The sequence below is a fragment of the Acinetobacter sp. SH20PTE14 genome (assembly GCF_021391555.1).
In the GTDB taxonomy this organism is placed as follows: domain Bacteria; phylum Pseudomonadota; class Gammaproteobacteria; order Pseudomonadales; family Moraxellaceae; genus Acinetobacter; species Acinetobacter amyesii.
In genome coordinates, this window is sequence record NZ_CP090067.1 from 431,287 (window position 1) to 453,021 (window position 21,735).

A 21,735-nucleotide genomic window follows, 5' to 3' on the forward strand; every position below is an offset into this window, starting at 1 on the left:
ATTAGGGAAAGATGATGATTGGATAAATAATTTTTCTGAAAAATTTATAGGTTTTGAACAGGAAGAGCTTAAACAATTGTTTGATGCGGACTTTGATATTATTTATATCGATGAATTTAAAGGCAATAAACCGCTAGCCAATGGAACTCCAAAATTTTGGAATGTATATACCTTAATTTTAAAAAAGAAAAAACTAAATACTTGTGTATAGTCCAAAAAAAAGAGACAAGTTTTTTACAACTTGTCCCTGATTTTGCTCATCTTCTTCCGCTTTTATGGCGAAAAAATCATAACGGTTTATTTCTTCTTACGTTTCAAGCGTTTTTTGGCTTGTTCCGCAGCAACTTTATCTAATGCTTCTTTTAACTCTTCATCACTAAAGGTCGTAATGTGTTGCAACATTTGCAGGGTCACATCATCCAAAACGAGGTTGGCATACTGCGCAACATTTTGGAAATTTTCATCAAACACAATGGCGTTGTTTTCATTGGTGCTGATATAACCTTGTTGGGTTAAGACTTTAATAAAGCTTTGGAATAAGGCCTTATCAAAGAACTCAGGCGAGTTAAATTCATACAACACAGATAGACGTTGACCAACCAAGTGACTGAGTTCTTCAACCTGACGCGTAGAGATATTGCCCGAACCACGTTGTGTAATTAAAGCCAAAGTCATGTAGTAACGCTCAAGACTTTGCATTACAGGTGCAGCCAAGACTACTAACTGATTGTGCTGCTCTGAGTTAGGCGCAGGGGAGATCAGGTTGCCTTCTGCATCTTCAGAAATCAGTTTAGCTTTGATCAGTACTCCTGCGTACGCACAGATCTGATCTTTAAGCTCTTCATTATTCCATTTGAGGAATAACTCAGCTTTTAAGAATGGATACAGTGTACGTATGACATTAATTAAATCACCACGGCGAATAGAACCATTATGTTCAACCAAAGCGGCAATGAGTGATGGCAAAATAAATGCGTGCAGGATGTTGTTACGGAAGTAGGTTAACAACACCGCTTGATTATCAGCAATGGCAATAATATCGCCAAGGACATGATTAACACGTTTAATCAGCTTGAGTTTTAAACCATAAGCAATGATTTCTTTACCTGACAGCGGTGTCACTTGCATGCGCTCATCGTAAGGTAAGGCAGTTAAAAGATCGCGATAGGTATCTAACTGCTTAATGCAAATCTCTTCATCTAAAGTATGTTTAGATGTCGCCAATAAAATCAGTGAAAGCAATGAAACCGGGTTCACCACTGCTGCACGGTTAATATTTTCTAAAATCACATGCGCAGAACTGTTAATGGCATCCGAAACTTCTGGCGGAATTGGGTCGTCATTTTTCTCGATTTTGATGTTGCTTGCATTGTGCTGTTTCAGCATATCATCAAGGAAAACTGGCTCACCAAAGTTCAAATGAACTTTACCGAAAATACGTTCGATCTTACGCAGAGTTTTCATAATCCCAATGATCGATTCGCCTTCTTTCGGCTTACCATTCATTTCGCCAACGTAGGTCGCACCTTCCATTAAACGCTCATAACCAATATAGGTCGGTAAGAACACGATTGGTTTGGCTGGATTGCGTAAATGACCATGGACAGTCATCGCGAGCATGCCGGTCTTCGGTGGTAATAAACGACCAGTACGTGAACGACCCCCTTCGATGAAGTATTCAAGTGGTGTATTACGCGCCAAAATACTATAGAGGTATTCTTTAAATACGGTGGTGTAGAGACCATTGCCACGGAATGAACGACGAATAAAGAACGCACCGCCGCCACGTAAAATTTGCCCTACAAATGGCATGTTCAAGTTATCACCCGCAGCAATGTACGGCACCATCAAACCACGCTTATAGATCACATATGACAATAATAAATAGTCGATATGACTACGATGACATGGGGTGTAAATGATCTCGTAGTCTTTGGCCAGTTCACGAACGGTACTGAAGTTATGTACTTCTACACCATCATAAAGCTGTGTCCACAGACGAGTCAGTGCTAAGTCAGCAAAACGTACTGTTGATGCTGAATAGTCAGAAACGATTTCATTTAAATAACCAATCGCACGACGCTCAGCTTCAACCATACTGATTTTACTGCGAATGCTTTCACGACGAATCGCATCTTGCACATCCGTAGATTTGATCAGGCCATGCATCACATTACGACGGTCGGATAAATCCGGACCCAAAACCACTTCACGCTGCGCATCTAAATAATCATTCAGTGTGCTAACAATATAAGTCGCAGGTGACAAGTTTGGATGTGTAGTTTTGGCATATTCAACCAAACGACGCAAAGACTGTGGCTCATGGAATTCGAGGTACGATTGACGACCGTGCAAACCAATATTGACCAGCTGCTTCACTTTGCTTGGTGTAGACCATGTATCGGTAAATAATAATTTAAACCAAGAATCTTCTTTATCGGGTTCACGACCCCACAGCACGGTTACAGGAACGAGCTCAACATCCGCATCAGGATTTTTTTCCAAAACCTCAATTAAACGCAATAAACGAGGTGGAAAGGCATGTGGCGGTGGATTGAGTAAGTTGTCTTCATCATGATGTTGTAAAAACACCACAGATGCTTTTTCTGTTTGCGTACCCACTGTCATTGGGTCGAGTGCAGGGTGTAGCTTTAAACGACGGGTTTCACCATCGACAATTAAAGCATTACTCCGTGAATGATTTTGCAGAACGTAGCAGGTAATTTTCGTTGTCTGTACGCCGGTATCTGTATCGGTTTCAGTCACTACAGGTTCTACAGGGACTTCACCTAAAACATGCGGTGTTACCACAAGGTCAAGCAGTTTACTCGAAAGCTTTCGATACATCTGACCAAAGCCGCTCTTGGACATACAAACTCCTACTTTTCATGACCAAACCACAGAGATTCTGAGGGGAATCTATTCTGCGTAATTGTACTTAAAAACTGTATGTCATTTTCTGACAAATTGCATAGATATTGTAAGATTTTATCGTTAAAAAACGTATTTTTAGCAGTTATATTGCATCAGCAAGGTGACAGATCAGTCAGCGAATCTTTAGGGTTTTAGTTTGGATTTATGGCAAAATGGAAAATATATTTAAACATCTGTTGATGTTGCCTGCGTTAGCTTAATCCCGAATGATAGATAGGTTTGTTATGAATGCCTTAACACAAGAGTTGGTTGATTTACTCAGTCTTGAAAAATTAGAAGAAAATATTTTTCGTGGGCAAAGCCGAAATTTGGTCGGGAAACGTGTCTTTGGTGGACAGGTTTTAGGTCAGGCGCTCCGTGCGGCATCTTATACGACAGATCGACCAGCTCATTCCTTACATGCCTATTTCTTATTCGGCGGTGATATCAATGCACCAATCATTTATGAAGTGGATCGTATTCGCGATGGACGCAGTTTTGTGAGTCGTCAGGTTCGTGCGATTCAACATGGTAAAACCATTTTTATGTGTATGGTGTCATTTGCAGAGCAAGAAGAAGGGTTGAACTACCAAGTTGCAGAGCCAGAATATCCAGCCGTCGAAGATTTAAAATCTGAAGCTGAGTTGAAACGAATGATGGTGGAGTTTGTCCCTGAAAACGTCCGCGCATCTTTTATGCGCGACCGTCATGTGGAAATTCGCCCGATTGATCCACAAAACCCGTACCAACCGCAGCCTGCTGCGCCATCGTATGCACACTATATTCGTACCCATGACACGATTGCTGCCGATGTTGATGACATCTCTTTACATCAGGCCATTGCGGCATTCTATTCAGACTTTACGCTGATGACGACTGCACTACGTCCACATGGTTTAAGTTATTTATCACCAAGTTTACAGTGTGCAAGTATTGACCATGCCATGTATTTCCATAAGCCATTCCGTGTGGATGAATGGATGCTTTATGACATGGATGCCACGGTCAGTGCTAGTTCACGTGGTCTAAATTTCGGTCGCATGTGGCAAAACGGTGAGTTGGTCTGTAGTACGACACAAGAAGGCTTGATCCGTTTACGCGAAATTGAAACCCAGTAAGCTTTGAGCACTATGTGTTAAGTCGTAAAAGCTGAATACTGAAAAAACCGAATCTTCTGATTCGGTTTTTTTATGCCGTCAATTTTTAGTATGAATCTACTCATGGATTCGAGTTATCTAATTAGGGTGCAGTACAAATTGAATTGGGTTGAATACATGCTTTGCAAAATTGTAGCAGTATATGTGACAAAAAATTCCTCGATTCCCAGTGGGGCGCATGGCATAGTGCCTGAATAAAGGATGATAAATGCAAGGCACAATGAGCTTAAATACGCAGATTTTAATTGCCGCAATATTGGGTGTGGCATTTGGGTTTTTATTAATTCAGTTTCCAGAGACGCAGTTTTTATCCGCCAGCCTGTATGGTTTGGGGATTGCCAGTAGTATTTTTATTGGCTTGCTGAAAATGATCTTGGTTCCGCTGATCTTTAGTTCGATTGTGGTGGGGGTATCGAATTTACAGGCAGGTGGTCAGCTGAGTCGTACGTGGAAAATTACCTTGGCTTGCTGTGTCACCACCACGACTTTGGCACTGATCTTGGGTCTAGCATGTGCGCATATTTTTAAAGTTGGGCAGGGCGTGGACATCGTCATGTTCCAAGATGCAATGCAACAGCATCAGAGTCCTGACACCCTCACAGCAGGTTCATTCTTTACCAATTTTATTCAAAATACACTGATCAATCCGTTTAAAGCCTTTAGTGATGGCAACGTACTCGCAGTCGTGGTGTTTTCACTATTTCTCGGTGTGGCCTTGGTCAAAGGTGGTGAAAAATTCCGAAGTGTGAGAAAGCTCAGTCAGCAATTTTTTGACATCATGATGATGATCATCGGCTGGGTGATGAAGCTTGCACCGATTGGTATTTTTGCATTATTGGCTAAATTGATTGCTACAGAAGATATTTCGGTGTTGAGTCGCCTCGCGGAGTTTGCTGCCGTAGTCACAGGGACCACGATTTTTCATGGGGCAGTGGTGTTACCTCTGCTGCTTTGGATCTTTGGGAAAATGAGTCCACTGACATTTTTTAGAGGAACACGAGCTGCCTTAATCACTGCTTTTGCAACCAGTTCAAGTTCAGCAACGATGCCACTGTCGATGAAATGTGCGCAGGAAAATTTAGGCGTACGTCCTCAAACAGCAGGTTTTGTGATTCCATTGGGCACACAGTTAAATATGGATGGTACAGCGTTGTATGAAGCTGCTGCTGCGTTATTTATTGCCAACTTGATGGGCTTAGATTTAACCTTGGGTCAGCAGTTAATTGTCTGTGCAACCGCCATGATTGCTTCACTCGGCGCGCCGGGTATTCCAAGCGCTGGAATGGTGACGATGATTATAGTTTTACAATCGGTTGGACTCCCTGCAGAAGCCATTGCGATTTTACTGCCGATCGATCGTCTCTTAGATACGGTGCGAACTGTGGTGAACGTACAGGGCGATATGATGATTAGTGTGGTGGTGGATCGTCATACGCGAGATGTAGATGAACCAGCGTTGTCGAATTAAGCAGATAAAGAACTAAAATGTGGGTTGTAGACGATCTCCCACAGATGCCCATCTAAGTCTTGAAAATAGCCTGCATAACCACCGTAAAACGTGGGCTGTGCGGGCTTAATTGTTTTTGCACCTGCGCGTTGGGCTTGTTGCATGATTTGATCGACGGCTGCGGGACTGTTGACGTTATGTCCGAGAGACATTTGAGTTGGACAAAACGCTGATGTACTGATTCCGGTGTCATGACTCAGGCTATCTTGCGGCCAGAGTGCGAGCTTTAAACCGTGTTGTAAATCAAAAAATGCCACAGCGCCATGTTCAAATTCAGTCCCAATAATCCCCGCGCTATTAGGACCTAAACCCTCTTGATCAAACGCGAATGCAGCATGTAAATCTTTCACGGCCAGTGTAATGACGGAGATGTGAGCGTGCATGGAGATGCTCCTGAATGGCTTATTTTTATTTTAGGATGAGACTGAGTATAAATACATTTTAAAGAGAATAGGGAACTCGGAATAACTGTACTTTAAACCTTGAACTTATGAGCGTATCCATCTTGAGTTTGTTGATTGCTCAATAAAAAACGGAGCGTAATGGATGTGAGCACAAAAAAAGCAGGGCGAACCCTGCTTAATACAGATTTTAAAGTGGTGTTTAAGCGACTTTCAGTGCGGCACGTTTTGCAGCAGGAGAGTTGTCGAGGTATGCAATCGCATCTTCCGTTTTTGCTTCATGCACAGGATCGTACCAAGGCATTAAATACCCCAATTGCTGCGACACTAACCAAAGTGGATGTGGCAATAAGCGATTGTCTTTTTGCGCGATACGCGCCCATTCACGCCAAATCCACGGTTTATATACGGCAGGTTTAATCGATGCATAGCGCGAGTCTTGCTGCATGATATGTGCTGCACCATCGACCCACAGACCTAGTACGGCTGCAATTACGATCACACTTTGATAATAGCGAGAAATATAGCCCCCACCAAGATGACGATACAAATCAAAAGCCACGGTACGATGTTCTATTTCCTCTGCACCATGCCATTTTACTAGATCGAGCATATTCGCATCAGCGCCTAGTCGTTCCCACTCTTTGTTATATAAAGCATATTTACCTAGTACACAGGTCATGTGTTCAACAGTTGCAATCACCCCTAAACGAAAGAGATCCCATTGATGATCCAAGGCTTTGGGTACGTTGAGCCCTAGAGGTTGGTCCGCAAGCAGTTTGCCAAAGAGAAAGTCCATGATTTCAAGGTTGCGTTGAATACTGATATTGCGCTGAGATAAGTATTCTTTATTAGCAGAGTTATGTGCTTGAGCATGCATGGCTTCTTGGCGGATAAATGCTTTAACGTCCTCGGCTAGTTTTTCATCTCTAATTTGTGGCAATACTTTGTTATACAGACGGCAAAACCAAAACTCACCAGCCGGTAAGATCATGTTAATTTCATTAATAAAATAGCTGACAAAAGGTTGGTTGGGCACCCAGTCAACTTGGGTATCTTGCCACTCAAATTTCACTTTACGTGGTTTAATTTTATATTCGATTGATGATCCAAGTTTTGTGTTTTTCAAGCGGGAGAGTAATTTCATGACCTATCCTTGTTTTTATGTGATCGAGTGCACATCTGATATATTCAGTATCCAAAAAAAATCCTGCATTGTGATTAGCAATACAGGACATTTCATTATCTTCAGATGATACTTTTTGTCAGACAATCATCCTTGCGCTGACTTTAAAAATACTGGATTAGTGGTCTGAATTTTTGCCTTCAGCTTGGGGTAAATCTTCAGATGTGGTGTCGACGTCATCGAATGCTTCCGCATCCACATTGATTTCAATATCATCTTCCGATGCTTCAGGTATGCTGTCGAGATCAAACTCTGTGGATTGCTCTAGAGTGAAGTTTAGACGACCCGCCATGACACTCGCTAACTCTTCTAAACCTTGTTTATTCAATGATGAGAACAATTGGATAGAGAAGTTAAGTTTCATTTTTTTCAATGCCGCTTTCACTTCTTGTAGTGCTTTAGAGGCTGGGCCACGGTTTAATTTATCTGATTTGGTGAGCAGTACATGCACGAACAATTTACGTGAATGTGCCCATTCCAACATCATGACGTCAAAATGTTGTAGTGGATGACGGATATCCATCAACAGCACAAGACCTTGTAAACTTTCACGGTGTATCAGATAGTTTTCTAACTCTTTTTGCCACACGATTTTCATCGCTTCAGGTACAGCGGCATAGCCATAACCCGGTAAGTCGACCAAACGTTGATCAGGATTTCCTAGACTGAAAAAGTTGATCATTTGGGTACGACCCGGTTTTTTCGACGCACGTGCCAATTGTTTTTGGTTAGTGAGCGCATTAATAGCACTCGACTTACCCGCATTGGAACGGCCAGCAAAGGCAATTTCATAGCCGGTATCTTCAACGCAGAGGTTGAGTTTAGGCGCACTCATTAAGAACTCAGCTTTGCGTAGCCAGTTGAGCGAGCGCACAGCATATTCAGTAATCGCAGAGTCTACTTTTTTCTCATAAGTAATCTTTTGCTTCGGCGCATTGGCCGCTTTACTGTTTCGTGATTTTCCTCTGTGCTGATGCATAACCCAACTTCAATAACTGATTTAACAACACGCATTATAAAGGAAGTCGGGCAGGCAAGCGAATTTTGTCGCAGGCAAAGTGAAATTAGAGATTGATCATTTGAATTGGAGATTGTGTTGTAAATTTAGATGCGCTGCTTGGTTGTAAGACGTCAGCAAGTTTGTACTGATCGAGACTTTGATAAAACTGTTCTAAAGCTTGATCTAAGATGCTTTTTAAACCACACTGACTGCGCAGTACGCAGGGTGGGTCGTTGCATTCAACAATCTGGTGATTACCTTGCAAAATCCGTACGATTTGACCGAGCTGAGCCTCAAGTGCTTCAGGGTTTAGACGAATACCGCCACCTTTGCCGCGGTTGGTGATTAACCAGTTTTGCTTTGCCATAAAATGCACAATTTTCACCAAGTGATTACGCGAAACGTGCAGGTCTTCTGCAATTTCAGCAATGTTATAAGGCACATCACGAGGACGTGCGATATAGAGCAAAATGCGTAATGCATAATCGGTGAATTTATTGAGTTGCATGATAATACTGTGAGTCTGAGAGAAATAAATAAGGGCTAGTCTAGCATAACTAAACTAACCCTTTGTATTTCAGGTGAATAGCTTAGTTAGTGTTTTACACCACCAGTGCCGAAAGCTTCGCTGTGAATATTGCTAGCAGGAATACCACGAGCAATTAAAGCTTTCTGTTGTTCAGCCATAAATGGCATTGGACCGCAAAGGTAATAATCCGCATTGATCGGTAACAGTGCAGTATCCATGCTGCCTAAGTCTAGACGACCAGCAGCATCATAATCTTCACCTAACTTATCATTAGCATGAGGGAACTCATACGCTGTAAAGGTGCTAAGACGTGGGTATTTAGCTTCCAAATCCTGAATGTGTTTATGCATTGCATGCACTTGTTTGCTACGGCAGGCATGGATAAATGTTACAGGTTGTGGCATGTCTAAAGTCACCAACTGATTTAGCATCGCAATCATTGGTGTTAGACCTACACCACCACTGATAAAGACATTGCGTTTTTGTGAATCAATCAGGAAGAAATTACCTGTTGGTGCAGACACTTCGATTTCTGAACCGATCTCCAAGCCATGCAGTGTATTTGATACCCAACCTGGAACCAAGTCACCTTTCTGATCTTCACGTTTTACAGAGATACGTAAGTAGTTGTCTTGTGGGCTGGTAGACAGTGTATATTGACGTGGTTGTTTTAGACCCAGCTCATCGACCAATACACGTACAGAGATGTACTGACCTGCTTCATATTTTGGTAAATCACCACCATCAGAAGGCTCAAGGTAGAATGAGGTGATTTCATCACTTTCAGCCACTTTTTTCGCGATTTTGAAATTACGCCAACCTAACCAACTGCCTTTAGTTTGCTGATGTTGCTCATAAATCGCTTTTTCAGTGCTGATAAACAAGTCTGCCAATTGTCCATATGCTGCTGCCCAAGCTGCAATCAGTGGATCTTCCATTGAAATGCTTAATACTTCACTGATCGAGTGCAGCAAATTTTCGCCGACAATATTATAGTCTGGCGCTTGAATGTTAAGACTCACATGTTTATGCGCAATTAATTCTACAACTGGTAAAAGTACAGATGGGTCCTCAATATTTTCAGCATAAGCCAATACAGCACCCGCCAAGGCTTGTGCCTGAGCACCGCTGCGCTGATGTCCCATGTTAAAGGTTTCTTTGAGGTCAGGGTTATTGCCCAACATACGATTATAGAAGTAACCAGTCAGCGCGACACCATTTTCACGTAGAACAGGAACAGTAGCTTTTACTAGGTCAATTTGCTGCGGAGTCATAGCTGATCTCTCATGGCTGTTATTTATAAGATGTATTTAAAATACATTTTTAAATACATCCGCGCAATACATGTTTTAGTAAAAACCATAAAAAAATTATGGAATATAAAAAGATTCCATAAATTTGTACTTTTTAATTGGGCTTTTAGATTATTTCTTGCCGAAGATAGAACCTAAGAGGCCACGGATAATTTTCTGACCTGTCGACCCGCCCAAGCTGCGTGCAGCACTTTTTGCAAAAGTTCCTACCGTGTCTTGAATCAGTTTTTCACGTTGTTTGGCTGAACGCTCTGCTTCTTTTTGTTGTTCGCGCGCAAGGCGTTCTTGTTCACGTGCTTGCTGTTTGGCGAGTGCATCTGCTTCTTTGGCTTGTTGTTTGGCCAACGCTTCTTGTTCTTTGGCTTCTATTTTATCTTGTTCCGCTTGGACGGCTTGTTGTTGGCGCTCCGCCACTTTATTTTGTAAAAGTTCATAGGCACTTTCACGATCTGCTTCGGTGTCATACACACCTGCGACAACGCTATTTGCCATCAGAGCTTTGCGTTCTTCTACAGCAATTGGGCTAAATGAAGAGTAGGGTGGCATCACCCAAGCACGCTCAACGATTTGGGGTGTGCCTTGTTCATCTAGACAGCTAATCAGTGCTTCACCTACAGCCAGTTCCGTAATCACTTGATCGACTTTAAACGCAGGATTGGCTCGAAAAGTATCTGCTGCCGTCTTAACAGCTTTCTGATCTTTCGGGGTAAATGCACGTAGCGCATGCTGAACGCGGTTACCCAGTTGTCCTAAAACACTCTCAGGTAGGTCAAGTGGATTTTGCGTTACAAAGTAAATGCCGACCCCTTTAGAGCGAATCAGACGAACCACTTGTTCAATCTTTTCTTGTAAAGCAGGGCTGGCGTTATCAAACAATAAATGTGCTTCATCGAAGAAGAACACCAGTTTGGGTTTATCCATATCTCCAACTTCGGGCAATTGTTCAAACAGTTCTGACAGCATCCACAGTAAGAAAGTCGCATAGAGCTTAGGGGTATTCATTAACTTGTCGGCGGCGAGCAGGTTGATGTTGCCACGACCTTGTGCATCCGTTTGAATGAAATCCATGATATTGAGCGCAGGCTCACCAAAGAACTTGTCACCGCCTTGATCTGCCAAGGCAAGCAAATTACGTTGAATTGCACCTAAACTTGCAGGCGATAAATTGCCATATTCATTTTTAAATTCAGCTGCATGTTCACTGACGTAGCTGATCATGGCTTTTAAGTCTTTAAAGTCGATGAGCAATAAGCCCTGATCATCGGCAATACGAAAGACCGCAGATAACACGCCTTCTTGCGTGTCGTTTAAATTCAGAATTCGGGCAAGGAGCAGTGGACCAATTTCAGAAATGGTGGTGCGAATGGGATGTCCTTGTTCACCAAACAAATCCCAAAACACCACAGGGGAGGCAGCAAAAGGAATGCTCTCGATATTTAAACTTTTAATTCGTTCGTCAAACTTAGGATTGCTTTCACCTGCTTTGGCAAGGCTAGAAACATCCCCTTTGGCATCGGCTAAAAATACAGGTACACCCAGCCGAGAAAAACTTTCTGCCAACACCTTCAACGTCACCGTCTTACCAGTACCTGTGGCCCCAGCAATCAAACCATGGCGGTTTGCAAATTGTGAATGAAGCACCACATCTTGTGTAGTGTCTTGTGTTTTTTTGCCAATAACAATTGGTGTACCCATAGATGTTCCTGTATTTATTCGAGTTGCTGTTTATTTAAATGTTGTAGTGCGTTTTCTATATCTTGTATTAAATCTGCAGGATGTTCTAGTCCTATACAAAAGCGAACCAGTAAGCCGGTTTGAATATGTGAATGTTCGAGTACACGCATATCTTTTAAGTTATATAACATGACTAAACTGACTGGGCCACCCCAGCTAAAACCGAGTTTAAATAGTTTCAGCGCATCGCAAAAACGGCGTACATCTTGCAAGCTATATTTTTCATTAAATACCACGCTGACCAAGCCGGCACTGTGTTGTTCTGTACAAATTTCTTTCCAATACTGATGTCCTGCGGAAGCTTCATCAGCAGGATGTAAAACCTGTACAAAGGCTGGTTGCTGTTTTAGCCAATTTAATAAAGTTAAAGCACTTTGTGACTGGTGTTCATAGCGCAGGCGCATAGAAGCCAGACTGCGTTGTACTTGCGCGGCGTCATCACCAGAGATACTAATGCCTTGAATGGCGTGCGCACGAAACAGTTTGTGATGAAGCTTTTTATCTCGTGTAATTACTGAACCCATCAAAATATCCCCGCCGCCACTTGGGTATTTGGTCAAGGCATGCACACTGATATCGACACCCAGGTGCTCAGCACTAAAATCAAAAGCATTAAAGGCAAGTCCTGCGCCCCACGTATTGTCCAGTGCAGTGAGAATGTTCTGCGCTTGAGCTTTTTTGACCAAGCCGACTAAATCTGGAAACTCTAAAGTGACAGAACCTGCTGCTTCTAACCAGATAAGCTTGGCTTGCGCTGAAGGGCTAAATGAATCGACATCAATAGGATTATAAACCTTGACCACGATGCCATAGCGGGTTTCTAAATTGCGTAAATGGTCCATATTGGGGCCATAGATATTATCTGCGACCCACACTTCATCCCCTTGACTTAAAAAACATGAATTGACCAAATTAATTGCAGATAAACCGCTTGGTGCGAGTAAGTGATACAAGCCACCTTCAATCTGAGCAATCTGATCGCCTAGGGTAAATGTAGTGGGTGTGCCATGTGTTCCATAGCTATAGTCATAATCATCAGTCCAATGGCGATTAAATAGCGCATCTGTATTTTCGAAAATTATAGTGGATGCACGAAACAGGGGAGGTTGAACACTATTGATGTATTGCGGTGCCTTTCTTGGTGCATGAATGAGTTCGGTTTGAGGATTCTTTTTCACGTGGCGCTCTGAAATGATCAAAATAATAATGAATGTTCAAAAGAATACGACTAAAACGCATGGATTTACGATGCTTTTGTATAGAAAATTAAGTGAAAAGCAAAGTTGGCTTCATTCTTGCAAAACCGATATCAGAGCAACAACAATAGGTTTAGCGCATGAAGTCGCATTTAAAAGTACATTATTTTCAGCATATTGCTGGCGAAGGGTTCGGCAGTTGTTATGAATTTTTAAAACAGCATCAGGCCAAAATTACAGCCACGGAATTCTTTGCATTACCTGTCGATCAAGCCTTAGATCTCGAGGCTTTACCGCATGTTGAAGATGTCGATTTACTCATCATCATGGGTGGGACCATGAGTGTGAATGATGAGGCCAATTTTCCATGGTTAAAAATAGAAAAACGGTGGCTGCGACGCTATTTAGCACTCGGCAAACCCGCAATCGGGCTTTGTTTAGGTGGGCAATTGATTGCCAATGCCTTGGGTGGGGCGGTGAGCCGAAATGCACAACAAGAATTGGGTTGGACGACTATCCGTAAGGTTGCTAACGTACCGCATGACTGTTTCAAACTACCTGAAGAGTTTAAAGTCATGCAGTGGCACAGTGAAACATTTGAAATTCCCAAAGGAGCGGTATTACTGGCGGAAAATGATGCATGTCGTAATCAAATGTATCAAATTGGACAAAATGTTTTGGGCTTCCAATTTCATCCTGAAATTACCCCAGAAGTACTCGATTTATTTTTGGAAAATGATGAAGAGGTGGCATTTTTTTCAGGAACACATGTACAGCCAGTACATGATCTACGGAAAAGCGCAAAAAACAAATTTATTGAGGGAAATCAAATACTAAACCAAGCAATAGAGTATGTATTAAGAAAAAATGCCTATTGATTAAAAGTTAAGCAATTGATCTTGCATAAAAAATGAAAAATATAAGAAAAACAGCAAAAGGGATTTGCTTATGCATTAAACAATAGCTATAATGGGCGACCCTTTGATGAAGGGGGTTAGCTACGAATAAAGTAGTTAACATCGTGACAGTCACGGCATCGATCGTGACCTTAGTGATATTTCACTGCTCTTGACACTTGCCTCTTTTAAAGTGGGGTGAGATGCGTCAAGGGTGATTCTTTATATATTTGGCTTGGAGTTAACTGGTATGTCTAACCAGAGAATTCGTATCCGTCTTAAGTCTTTTGATCACCGTCTAATTGATCAATCAGCTCAAGAAATCGTAGAAACAGCAAAACGTACTGGTGCACAAGTTTGTGGTCCAATCCCGATGCCTACACGTATCGAACGTTTTAATGTTTTAACATCACCACACGTTAACAAAGATGCGCGTGACCAATACGAGATCCGCACTTACAAACGTTTGATCGACATCGTTCAACCTACAGATAAAACTGTTGATGCATTGATGAAGTTAGATCTTGCAGCTGGTGTTGATGTTCAGATCGCTTTGGGTTAAGGCTTTCGGTTAATTAACGCTCTAAGTTAATTAGGCCGCTTTTTTAGAGGTTTATGCACATGGCTATTGGTTTAGTCGGTCGCAAGTGCGGTATGACACGTATCTTTACAGATGCTGGTGTTTCTGTACCTGTAACAGTGATTGAGGTTGATCCTAACCGCATCACACAAATCAAAACGCTTGAAACTGATGGTTATCAAGCGATTCAAATCACTACTGGTGAACGTCGCGAATCTCGCGTAACTAATGCTCAGAAAGGTCACTTTGCGAAAGCTGGTGTTGCTGCTGGTCGTCTAGTTCAAGAATTTCGCGCTACAGAAGCTGATCTTGAAGGTCGTGAAGTTGGCGGAACTATCGGTGTAGATGTGTTTACAGTGGGTCAAATTGTTGACGTTACTGGTACATCTAAAGGTAAAGGTTTCCAAGGTGGTGTTAAGCGTTGGAACTTCCGTACTCAAGACGCTACACATGGTAACTCTGTATCTCACCGTGTTATCGGTTCTACAGGTCAAAACCAGACTCCTGGTCGCGTGTTCAAAGGCAAAAAAATGCCTGGTCACTTAGGTGCTGAACGTGTAACTACACAGGGTCTTGAAATCGTTGCTATCGACGCAGAACGTTCAGTTCTAGTTGTTAAAGGCGCGGTTCCTGGTGCTACTGGTGGCGACGTTACTGTTCGTCCTACTATCAAGGCCTGAGGGGAAATAACGTGAATTTAAATACTGTTTCCGGCTCTGCTGTTGAGTTATCTGAAGTTGCGTTTGGTCGTGATTTTAACGAAGCTCTTGTACACCAAGTTGTTACAGCTTACTTAGCTGGTGGTCGTCAAGGTTCTAAAGCGCAAAAATCACGTGCTGACGTTTCTGGCGGTGGTAAAAAACCTTTCCGTCAAAAAGGTACTGGCCGCGCTCGTGCTGGTTCTATTCGTAGCCCAATCTGGGTTGGCGGTGGTAAGACTTTTGCTGCTCGTCCACAAGACTGGTCTCAAAAAGTAAACCGTAAAATGTATCGCGGTGCTATGCAATGCATCCTGGCTGAGCTTGTTCGTCAAGATCGCCTTGTTTTAGTTGAAGAGATTGCTGTTGCAGCTCCAAAAACTAAAGAATTGCTTGCAAAACTTAACGACTTGAATGCACCTCGTGCATTAATCGTTACAGATGCTGTTGATGAGAACTTGTATCTTGCTGCTCGCAACATTCCACACGTTGATGTGGTTGATGCTGCTGCAATCGATCCTGTTAGCTTGATCGCGTTCGATAAAGTTGTTATGTCTGTTGCTGCTGCTAAGAAAATTGAGGTAGAACTCGGATGAACAACGAACGTATCTATCAAGTCCTACAAGGACCTGTATTCTCAGAAAAAGCACAAGTTTTAGGCGAAACTGCTGGTGTTCAAGTGTTCAAAGTTGCACTAGATGCAAACAAACTTGAAATCAAAAAAGCTGTTGAGCAACTATTTGGTGTTCAAGTTGTTAAAGTTAACACAACGATCACTAAAGGTAAGACTAAACGCTTTGGTAAAACATTAGGACGTCGTTCTGATGTTAAAAAAGCATACGTCACCCTGAAAGCTGGCCAAGATGTTGAAATGGCTGACTTGGGCGATACCGCTGAAAACGCAGCGGAATAAGGACGAAAATTATGCCGATTCAAAAATGTAAGCCAACGTCTCCAGGACGTCGCTTTGTAGAGAAAGTGGTTCACAACCACCTTCACAAAGGCGCGCCATATGCTCCGTTGGTTGAAGCTAAAAAACGTACTGGCGGTCGTAATAACAACGGTCACATTACAACTCGTCACGTTGGTGGTGGTCATAAACAGCACTACCGTATCGTAGACTTCAAACGTAACAAAGACAGCATCCCAGCTGTAGTTGAGCGTATTGAATACGATCCAAACCGTACAGCTCATATTGCTTTATTGAAATATGCTGACGGTGAACGTCGCTATATTATTGCACCTAAAGGCCTTCGCGCTGGTGATCAAGTTCAGTCTGGTAACGATGCTCCAATCCGTCCAGGTAACTGCTTGCCACTTCGCAACATGCCTATCGGTTCTACTCTTCACAACATCGAGCTTAAAATCGGTAAAGGCGCACAATTAGTACGTTCTGCTGGTACATCTGCTCAATTGTTGGGTCGTGACGGTTCTTACGCTATCATTCGTCTTCGTTCAGGCGAAATGCGTAAAGTACACGTTGAATGCCGTGCTGTGTTAGGTGAAGTTTCTAACTCAGAAAGCAACCTTCGTTCACTTGGTAAAGCAGGTGCATCACGCTGGCGTGGCGTTCGTCCTACCGTACGTGGTATGGCGATGAACCCAGTAGACCATCCACATGGTGGTGGTGAAGGACGTAACAAAGGTATTCAACCTGTAAGTCCATGGGGTCAAAAAGCTAAAGGGTACAAAACACGTACCAACAAGCGTACGACTAAGATGATCATTCGCGACCGTCGCGTTAAGTAACAAGTAAAGGAATCTGACAATGCCTCGTTCTCTGAAAAAAGGCCCATTCGTCGATGCGCACTTGTTCGCTAAGGTTGAAGCGGCTATCGCGGCTAATAACCGTAAGCCGATCAAAACTTGGTCGCGTCGTTCGATGATCTTACCGGATTTTGTTGGTCTAACAATTTCTGTACACAATGGCCGTAACCATGTTCCAGTGATTGTATCTGAGCATATGGTTGGTCATAAATTAGGTGAATTCGCGCCAACTCGTACCTATCGTGGTCACGGTGTTGACAAGAAGTCTAAACGTTAATAGGTGCTATGATGGAAGTAACTGCTAAATTACGCGGTGCCGCTATCTCGGCACAAAAAGCACGTTTGGTTGCAGACCTAATTCGCGGCAAATCTGTTGCGCATGCTTTGAATATCTTAAACTTCAGCAACAAAAAAGCTGCAGTTTTAGTTAAAAAAGCATTGGAATCTGCGATTGCAAACGCTGAACACAATAACAGTTTAGATGTAGACGACCTTAAAGTTTCTACGATCTACGTTGATGAAGGCATGAGCCTGAAACGTATTTTGCCACGTGCTAAAGGCCGTGCAGATCGTATTACTAAGCGTACTTGTCACATTACCGTTAAGGTAGGGGTTTGATATGGGTCAGAAGGTTCATCCAATCGGTATCCGCCTAGGTGTTGTGAAACGTCATAACGCTAACTGGTATGCGAATCCGAAACAATATGCTGAATATTTGCTAAAAGATCTTCAAGTTCGTGAGTTTTTAACTAAAAAACTTAAGAATGCGATGGTGAGCAATATTCTTATCGAACGCCCTACAGGCGCAGCTAAAGTAACTATTAGCACTGCACGTCCTGGTATCGTGATCGGTAAAAAAGGCGAAGACATTGAGAAATTACAACGCGAATTAACAGCCATTATGGGTGTTCCTGCGCAAGTAAGTATCAACGAAATCGATCGCCCAGATTTAGATGCTCGTTTAGTTGCTGAGGCAATCGCTTCTCAATTAGAAAAACGTGTAATGTTCCGTCGTGCTATGAAGCGTGCGGTTCAAAACTCTATGCGTGCTGGTGCTAAAGGTATCAAAGTAGAAGTTTCAGGCCGTCTAGGTGGTGCTGAGATTGCTCGTACTGAATGGTATCGTGAAGGTCGTGTACCTCTTCATACTCTTCGTGCTGACATCGACTATGCTACTATGCGTGCTGAGACTACTTACGGTACGATCGGCGTTAAAGTATGGATCTTCCGTGGTGAGATCTTGGGCGGCATGAAACAAGTCATGAACCCAGCTCCAGCTGAAGAACGTCCAGCTAAACGTGGCCGTGGTCGTGGTGAAGGTCAAGAGCGTCGTGGTCGTCGCAATGATCGTTCTGCTGAAAAAGGAGAATAATCCATGTTACAACCTAAACGTACTAAATTCCGTAAAGTGCAAAAAGGCCGTAACACTGGTCTAGCACATCGCGGTAGCTCAGTATCTTTTGGTACTATTGCACTTAAATCAGTTGAACGTGGTCAAATGACAGCACGTCAAATTGAAGCAGCGCGTCGTACAATCAGCCGTCGTATTAAACGTGGTGGTAAGATCTTTATCCGTGTTTTCCCAGACAAACCAATTACTGAAAAACCATTAGAAGTTCGTATGGGTAAAGGTAAAGGTTCTGTGGAATACTGGGTTTGCCAAATCAAACCAGGTAAAGTCTTGTACGAAATTGATGGTGTTAACGAAGAACTTGCTCGCGAAGCGTTTACGCTTGCTGCTGCAAAACTTCCGTTTAAAACCACTATCGTGACTCGGACGGTAATGTAATGAAAACTAATGATCTACGTGAAAAGTCGGTAGAAGAGTTGACAGCTTTGCTTGATGAGCAACAGCTTAACCAATTCCGTCTTCGTATGGCGAAAGCAACTGGTCAATTGGGTAAATCGCACGAAGTTGCGCTTACTCGTAAGACAATTGCTCGTATTAAGACCCTCCTTACCGAAAAACAGGGGAACGGACAATGAGTGAACAAACAGTTCGCACGTTAACCGGTAAAGTAGTTAGCGACAAGATGGACAAGTCTATCGTTGTTCTTATCGAACGCCGCGTTCAACACCCGTTGTATGGCAAATTAATCCGCCGTTCAACTAAATTACACGCTCATGATGAAAACAATGTTGCTAAAGTTGGCGACGTAGTAAGCATCAAAGAAAGCCGCCCAATGTCTAAAACTAAGTCTTGGACTTTAGTTGAAGTTGTTGAAGCTGCTGCTGAGTAATTAAACGTTCTTGCATCATCGGTCAATTTCGAGTACTCTTTGAGCCTTTCGAAATTGCGACCGGTGATGCTCGGTTTTGGAGTAGGGCAATGATTCAAACCGAAAGTATGCTCGACGTAGCAGACAACAGTGGTGCTCGCCGCGTACAATGTATTAAAGTACTTGGTGGTTCACATCGTCGTTATGCTTCTGTTGGCGACATTATTAAAGTTACTGTAAAAGAAGCTATTCCACGCGCACGTGTTAAAAAAGGTGACGTGATGAATGCTGTAGTTGTACGTACAAAATTCGGCATCCGTCGTGCAGATGGTTCAGTTATTCGTTTCGACGATAACGCAGCTGTTATTTTGAACAACAACAAAGCGCCGATTGCAACTCGTATTTTCGGACCAGTGACTCGTGAACTTCGTACTGAACAGTTCATGAAAATTATTTCATTGGCTCCTGAAGTTCTATAAGAGGCACTCATGGCTAAGATTAAAAAGGGCGATCAAGTAATTGTGATCGCAGGTAAAGAAAAAGGCAAACAAGGTACTGTTTTGTCTGTTTCAAATGACCGTGTTAAGGTTGAAGGCCTTAACTTGGTAACGAAGCATCAAAAGCCTAACCGAGCTACTGGCGCTGAAGGCGGCATCGTAACTCAAGAAGCTGAGCTTCATATCTCTAACGTGGCAATTTTTAATGCTACAACCCAAAAGGCTGACCGTGTTGGTTACCAAGTGATTGAAGGCGTGAAAACTCGCGTATTCAAATCTAATGGTGAATCAGTGGCGGTAGCGAAGTAATAGGTTGACTAGGCAATGGCCAGACTTAAAACGCGTTACAACGACGAACTTAAGGCTCAATTAAAAGAAACATTGGGCGTTAAGAATGTGATGGATATCCCTCGCATTACAAAAATTACCATCAACATGGGTGTTGGTGCTGCATCAGCTGACAAGAAATTGTTAGATGGCGCTCTTTCTGATATGCAAGCAATTGCTGGTCAAAAACCAGTACTTACTTTAGCTCGTAAATCTATCGCTGGTTTCAAAATCCGTGATGGTTGGCCGATCGGCTGTAAAGTTACTTTACGTGGCGAACGTATGTACGAATTCTTAGACCGTTTGATCTCTATCGCGATCCCTCGTATCCGTGACTTCCGTGGTTTCTCTGCGAAATCATTTGATGGTCGTGGTAACTACTCAATGGGTCTTAAGGAACAAATCATGTTCCCTGAAATCGATTTTGATAAGATTGATCGTATTCGTGGTATGGACATTACCATCACTACGACTGCTCGCACCGATGACGAAGGCCGTGCGCTTATGCGTGCATTCGGCTTCCCGTTCAAATAAGAGGTCGATATGGCTAAGAAAGGTATGATTAATCGCGAATTGAAACGCGAAGCTACTGTTGCTAAATACGCTGCGAAACGTGCTGAATTAAAAGCAATTATCGCAAACGTAAATGCATCAGACGAAGAACGTTTCGAAGCGATGATGAAATTTCAAGCATTACCACGTAATGCGTCTCCAGTACGTCTACGTAACCGTTGTGGTTTAACTGGTCGTCCTCATGGTTACTTCCGTAAGTTCGGTTTAAGCCGTAACAAATTACGTGAAACAGTAATGCAAGGTGATGTACCGGGCGTTGTTAAGGCAAGCTGGTAAGGAGCACTATAAATGAGTATGCAAGATACCGTTGCCGACATGCTAACACGTGTTCGTAACGCACAAATGGCAAAGAAACAAACTGTTTCTATGCCAAACTCAAAGTTGAAAGTTGCGATTGCTAACGTACTTCAACAAGAAGGTTATATCGCTGATGTAGCTGTTGCTGACAATGAAGGCAAAGCAACTTTAACGATTACTTTAAAATATTTCGAAGGCAAACCAGTTATCGATACTGTGAAACGCGTAAGCCGTCCTGGTCTACGTCAATATCGCGGTAAAGATGCACTTCCTAGCGTTAAGCAAGGTTTAGGTATTGCAATTGTTTCTACAAGCAAAGGCATCATGACTGATCGCGCTGCACGTGCTGCAGGTATCGGTGGTGAAGTTATTGCTTTTGTTTCTTAATAGGTGATTCCTCATGTCTCGTGTGGCTAAAGCCCCAGTAACTGTACCTAACGGTGTTACAGTTACTCAGAACGGCCGGCAGGTCGAAGTGAAAGGCAGCAAAGGTACATTGTCTTTCAACCTGCATGCGCTGGTCGAGCTAAAACAGGAAGACGGTACTCTAGTTATTGCTCCTAAAGCTGAATCTAAAGATGCTTGGATGCAAGCTGGTACTGCTCGCGCTGTGCTTAACAACCTTGTAAAAGGTGTTAACGAAGGTTTCGAACGTAAGTTACAGCTTATCGGTGTTGGTTATAAAGCTGCGGTTAAAGGTAACATTGTTAACCTTAACCTTGGTTTCTCTCACCCGATCGACTACAACCTTCCTGAAGGTGTAACTGCAGAAACTCCTACTGCAACTGAAATTGTACTTAAATCAGCTGATAAAGCTAAATTAGGTCAAGTTGCTGCAGAAATCCGTGGTTACCGTCCGCCAGAGCCTTATAAAGGTAAAGGTGTTCGTTATTCTGACGAAGTTGTACTTCGTAAAGAAGCTAAGAAGAAATAAGGCGCGAGGTT

General features: G+C 42.8%; 27 protein-coding genes and 1 pseudogene. 20 read left to right on the forward strand and 8 right to left on the reverse strand.

Annotated features, from left to right (window positions below; all coding sequences use genetic code 11):
- Nucleotides 1-297: 297 nt before the first annotated feature.
- The gene (plsB, locus tag LXF01_RS02070) at nt 298-2,871 is read right to left on the reverse strand and encodes a glycerol-3-phosphate 1-O-acyltransferase PlsB (protein ID WP_180024343.1); all 2,574 of its coding nucleotides are present in this window, start codon (nt 2,869-2,871) and stop codon (nt 298-300) included.
- A gap of 287 nt (nt 2,872-3,158) precedes the next feature.
- On the opposite strand from plsB, the gene LXF01_RS02075 reads away from it, so the two are divergent.
- Together LXF01_RS02075 and LXF01_RS02080 are read left to right on the forward strand one after the other, a co-directional pair.
- On the forward strand, nt 3,159-4,031 hold the full coding sequence (locus LXF01_RS02075; RefSeq protein ID WP_180026061.1) for an acyl-CoA thioesterase: 873 nt from the start codon (nt 3,159-3,161) through the stop codon (nt 4,029-4,031).
- A gap of 247 nt (nt 4,032-4,278) precedes the next feature.
- Complete coding sequence (locus tag LXF01_RS02080; RefSeq protein ID WP_233944971.1) at nt 4,279-5,538, forward strand: dicarboxylate/amino acid:cation symporter; 1,260 nt, start codon at nt 4,279-4,281, stop codon at nt 5,536-5,538.
- Here the strand turns inward: LXF01_RS02080 and LXF01_RS02085 are convergent.
- The 7 genes from LXF01_RS02085 to LXF01_RS02115 all read right to left on the reverse strand — a co-directional run bounded on the left by LXF01_RS02085 (nt 5,535) and on the right by LXF01_RS02115 (nt 12,918).
- Nucleotides 5,535-5,960 (reverse strand): VOC family protein, encoded by a 426-nt coding sequence (locus LXF01_RS02085; RefSeq protein WP_233944972.1) that lies wholly within the window; start codon nt 5,958-5,960, stop codon nt 5,535-5,537. The two genes, LXF01_RS02080 and LXF01_RS02085, sit on opposite strands and share 4 nt — an antisense overlap.
- Nucleotides 5,961-6,180: 220 nt before the next feature.
- Complete coding sequence (locus LXF01_RS02090) at nt 6,181-7,125, reverse strand: metal-dependent hydrolase (protein WP_180173251.1); 945 nt, start codon at nt 7,123-7,125, stop codon at nt 6,181-6,183.
- 157 nt (nt 7,126-7,282) lie between these two features.
- A complete protein-coding gene (gene yihA / locus LXF01_RS02095; protein ID WP_180173252.1) occupies nt 7,283-8,143 on the reverse strand; it encodes a ribosome biogenesis GTP-binding protein YihA/YsxC in 861 nt (286 codons plus the stop codon).
- Nucleotides 8,144-8,228: 85 nt separating this feature from the next.
- Nucleotides 8,229-8,672, reverse strand: coding sequence for an RrF2 family transcriptional regulator (locus tag LXF01_RS02100; protein ID WP_233944973.1), 444 nt, complete (start codon nt 8,670-8,672; stop codon nt 8,229-8,231).
- An 86-nt stretch (nt 8,673-8,758) separates the two neighbouring features.
- Complete coding sequence (hmpA, locus tag LXF01_RS02105) at nt 8,759-9,967, reverse strand: NO-inducible flavohemoprotein (RefSeq protein WP_078192460.1); 1,209 nt, start codon at nt 9,965-9,967, stop codon at nt 8,759-8,761.
- A 150-nt stretch (nt 9,968-10,117) separates the two neighbouring features.
- On the reverse strand, nt 10,118-11,701 hold the full coding sequence (locus LXF01_RS02110) for a helicase HerA-like domain-containing protein (RefSeq protein WP_233944974.1): 1,584 nt from the start codon (nt 11,699-11,701) through the stop codon (nt 10,118-10,120).
- A 14-nt stretch (nt 11,702-11,715) separates the two neighbouring features.
- Complete coding sequence (locus LXF01_RS02115) at nt 11,716-12,918, reverse strand: PLP-dependent transferase (protein ID WP_180173255.1); 1,203 nt, start codon at nt 12,916-12,918, stop codon at nt 11,716-11,718.
- Nucleotides 12,919-13,076: 158 nt separating this feature from the next.
- On the opposite strand from LXF01_RS02115, the gene LXF01_RS02120 reads away from it, so the two are divergent.
- The 18 genes and pseudogenes from LXF01_RS02120 (at nt 13,077) to rplF (ending at nt 21,724) form a co-directional block, all read left to right on the forward strand.
- Nucleotides 13,077-13,814 carry a type 1 glutamine amidotransferase gene (locus tag LXF01_RS02120; protein WP_078189281.1) on the forward strand — a complete coding sequence of 246 codons (738 nt, stop codon included), beginning with the start codon at nt 13,077-13,079 and terminating at the stop codon, nt 13,812-13,814.
- Nucleotides 13,815-14,082: 268 nt separating this feature from the next.
- A complete protein-coding gene (rpsJ, locus tag LXF01_RS02125; protein WP_000070912.1) occupies nt 14,083-14,394 on the forward strand; it encodes a 30S ribosomal protein S10 in 312 nt (103 codons plus the stop codon).
- Nucleotides 14,395-14,453: 59 nt separating this feature from the next.
- Nucleotides 14,454-15,092: a 50S ribosomal protein L3 gene (gene rplC, locus LXF01_RS02130; RefSeq protein ID WP_078189280.1), complete on the forward strand. Its 639-nt coding sequence runs from the start codon at nt 14,454-14,456 to the stop codon at nt 15,090-15,092.
- 11 nt (nt 15,093-15,103) lie between these two features.
- Nucleotides 15,104-15,706: a 50S ribosomal protein L4 gene (gene rplD / locus LXF01_RS02135; protein WP_078189279.1), complete on the forward strand. Its 603-nt coding sequence runs from the start codon at nt 15,104-15,106 to the stop codon at nt 15,704-15,706.
- Nucleotides 15,703-16,023, forward strand: a complete 321-nt coding sequence (gene rplW, locus LXF01_RS02140; RefSeq protein WP_005012992.1) for a 50S ribosomal protein L23 — start codon at nt 15,703-15,705, stop codon at nt 16,021-16,023. Before rplD ends, rplW begins: the two co-directional genes overlap by 4 nt.
- Before the next feature lie 11 nt (nt 16,024-16,034).
- Nucleotides 16,035-16,859: a 50S ribosomal protein L2 gene (rplB, locus tag LXF01_RS02145; protein WP_078189278.1), complete on the forward strand. Its 825-nt coding sequence runs from the start codon at nt 16,035-16,037 to the stop codon at nt 16,857-16,859.
- A gap of 19 nt (nt 16,860-16,878) precedes the next feature.
- The gene (gene rpsS / locus LXF01_RS02150) at nt 16,879-17,154 is read left to right on the forward strand and encodes a 30S ribosomal protein S19 (RefSeq protein ID WP_004281508.1); all 276 of its coding nucleotides are present in this window, start codon (nt 16,879-16,881) and stop codon (nt 17,152-17,154) included.
- 11 nt (nt 17,155-17,165) lie between these two features.
- Nucleotides 17,166-17,495, forward strand: coding sequence for a 50S ribosomal protein L22 (rplV, locus tag LXF01_RS02155; RefSeq protein ID WP_035265103.1), 330 nt, complete (start codon nt 17,166-17,168; stop codon nt 17,493-17,495).
- Between the two features lies 1 nt (nt 17,496).
- Nucleotides 17,497-18,313, forward strand: a pseudogene (rpsC, locus tag LXF01_RS02160) (30S ribosomal protein S3).
- Nucleotides 18,253-18,666 (forward strand): 50S ribosomal protein L16, encoded by a 414-nt coding sequence (gene rplP / locus LXF01_RS02165; protein WP_068909575.1) that lies wholly within the window; start codon nt 18,253-18,255, stop codon nt 18,664-18,666. Before rpsC ends, rplP begins: the two are co-directional and overlap by 61 nt.
- Nucleotides 18,666-18,863 carry a 50S ribosomal protein L29 gene (gene rpmC, locus LXF01_RS02170; protein ID WP_005012982.1) on the forward strand — a complete coding sequence of 66 codons (198 nt, stop codon included), beginning with the start codon at nt 18,666-18,668 and terminating at the stop codon, nt 18,861-18,863. The genes rplP and rpmC overlap by 1 nt, the downstream gene beginning before the upstream one ends.
- On the forward strand, nt 18,860-19,117 hold the full coding sequence (gene rpsQ, locus LXF01_RS02175; protein ID WP_078192456.1) for a 30S ribosomal protein S17: 258 nt from the start codon (nt 18,860-18,862) through the stop codon (nt 19,115-19,117). The genes rpmC and rpsQ overlap by 4 nt, the downstream gene beginning before the upstream one ends.
- A gap of 89 nt (nt 19,118-19,206) precedes the next feature.
- A complete protein-coding gene (rplN, locus tag LXF01_RS02180; RefSeq protein ID WP_005012978.1) occupies nt 19,207-19,575 on the forward strand; it encodes a 50S ribosomal protein L14 in 369 nt (122 codons plus the stop codon).
- Nucleotides 19,576-19,584: 9 nt separating this feature from the next.
- Entirely contained in the window at nt 19,585-19,902 is a 318-nt protein-coding gene (rplX, locus tag LXF01_RS02185; RefSeq protein WP_078189274.1) for a 50S ribosomal protein L24, read from the forward strand.
- 15 nt (nt 19,903-19,917) lie between these two features.
- A complete protein-coding gene (gene rplE / locus LXF01_RS02190; protein WP_067762907.1) occupies nt 19,918-20,454 on the forward strand; it encodes a 50S ribosomal protein L5 in 537 nt (178 codons plus the stop codon).
- 9 nt (nt 20,455-20,463) lie between these two features.
- Nucleotides 20,464-20,769: a 30S ribosomal protein S14 gene (gene rpsN, locus LXF01_RS02195; RefSeq protein WP_067762906.1), complete on the forward strand. Its 306-nt coding sequence runs from the start codon at nt 20,464-20,466 to the stop codon at nt 20,767-20,769.
- A gap of 12 nt (nt 20,770-20,781) precedes the next feature.
- Nucleotides 20,782-21,177 (forward strand): 30S ribosomal protein S8, encoded by a 396-nt coding sequence (rpsH, locus tag LXF01_RS02200; RefSeq protein WP_078189273.1) that lies wholly within the window; start codon nt 20,782-20,784, stop codon nt 21,175-21,177.
- 13 nt (nt 21,178-21,190) lie between these two features.
- Nucleotides 21,191-21,724 (forward strand): 50S ribosomal protein L6, encoded by a 534-nt coding sequence (rplF, locus tag LXF01_RS02205; RefSeq protein ID WP_078189272.1) that lies wholly within the window; start codon nt 21,191-21,193, stop codon nt 21,722-21,724.
- The last annotated feature ends 11 nt before the right edge of the window (nt 21,725-21,735 follow it).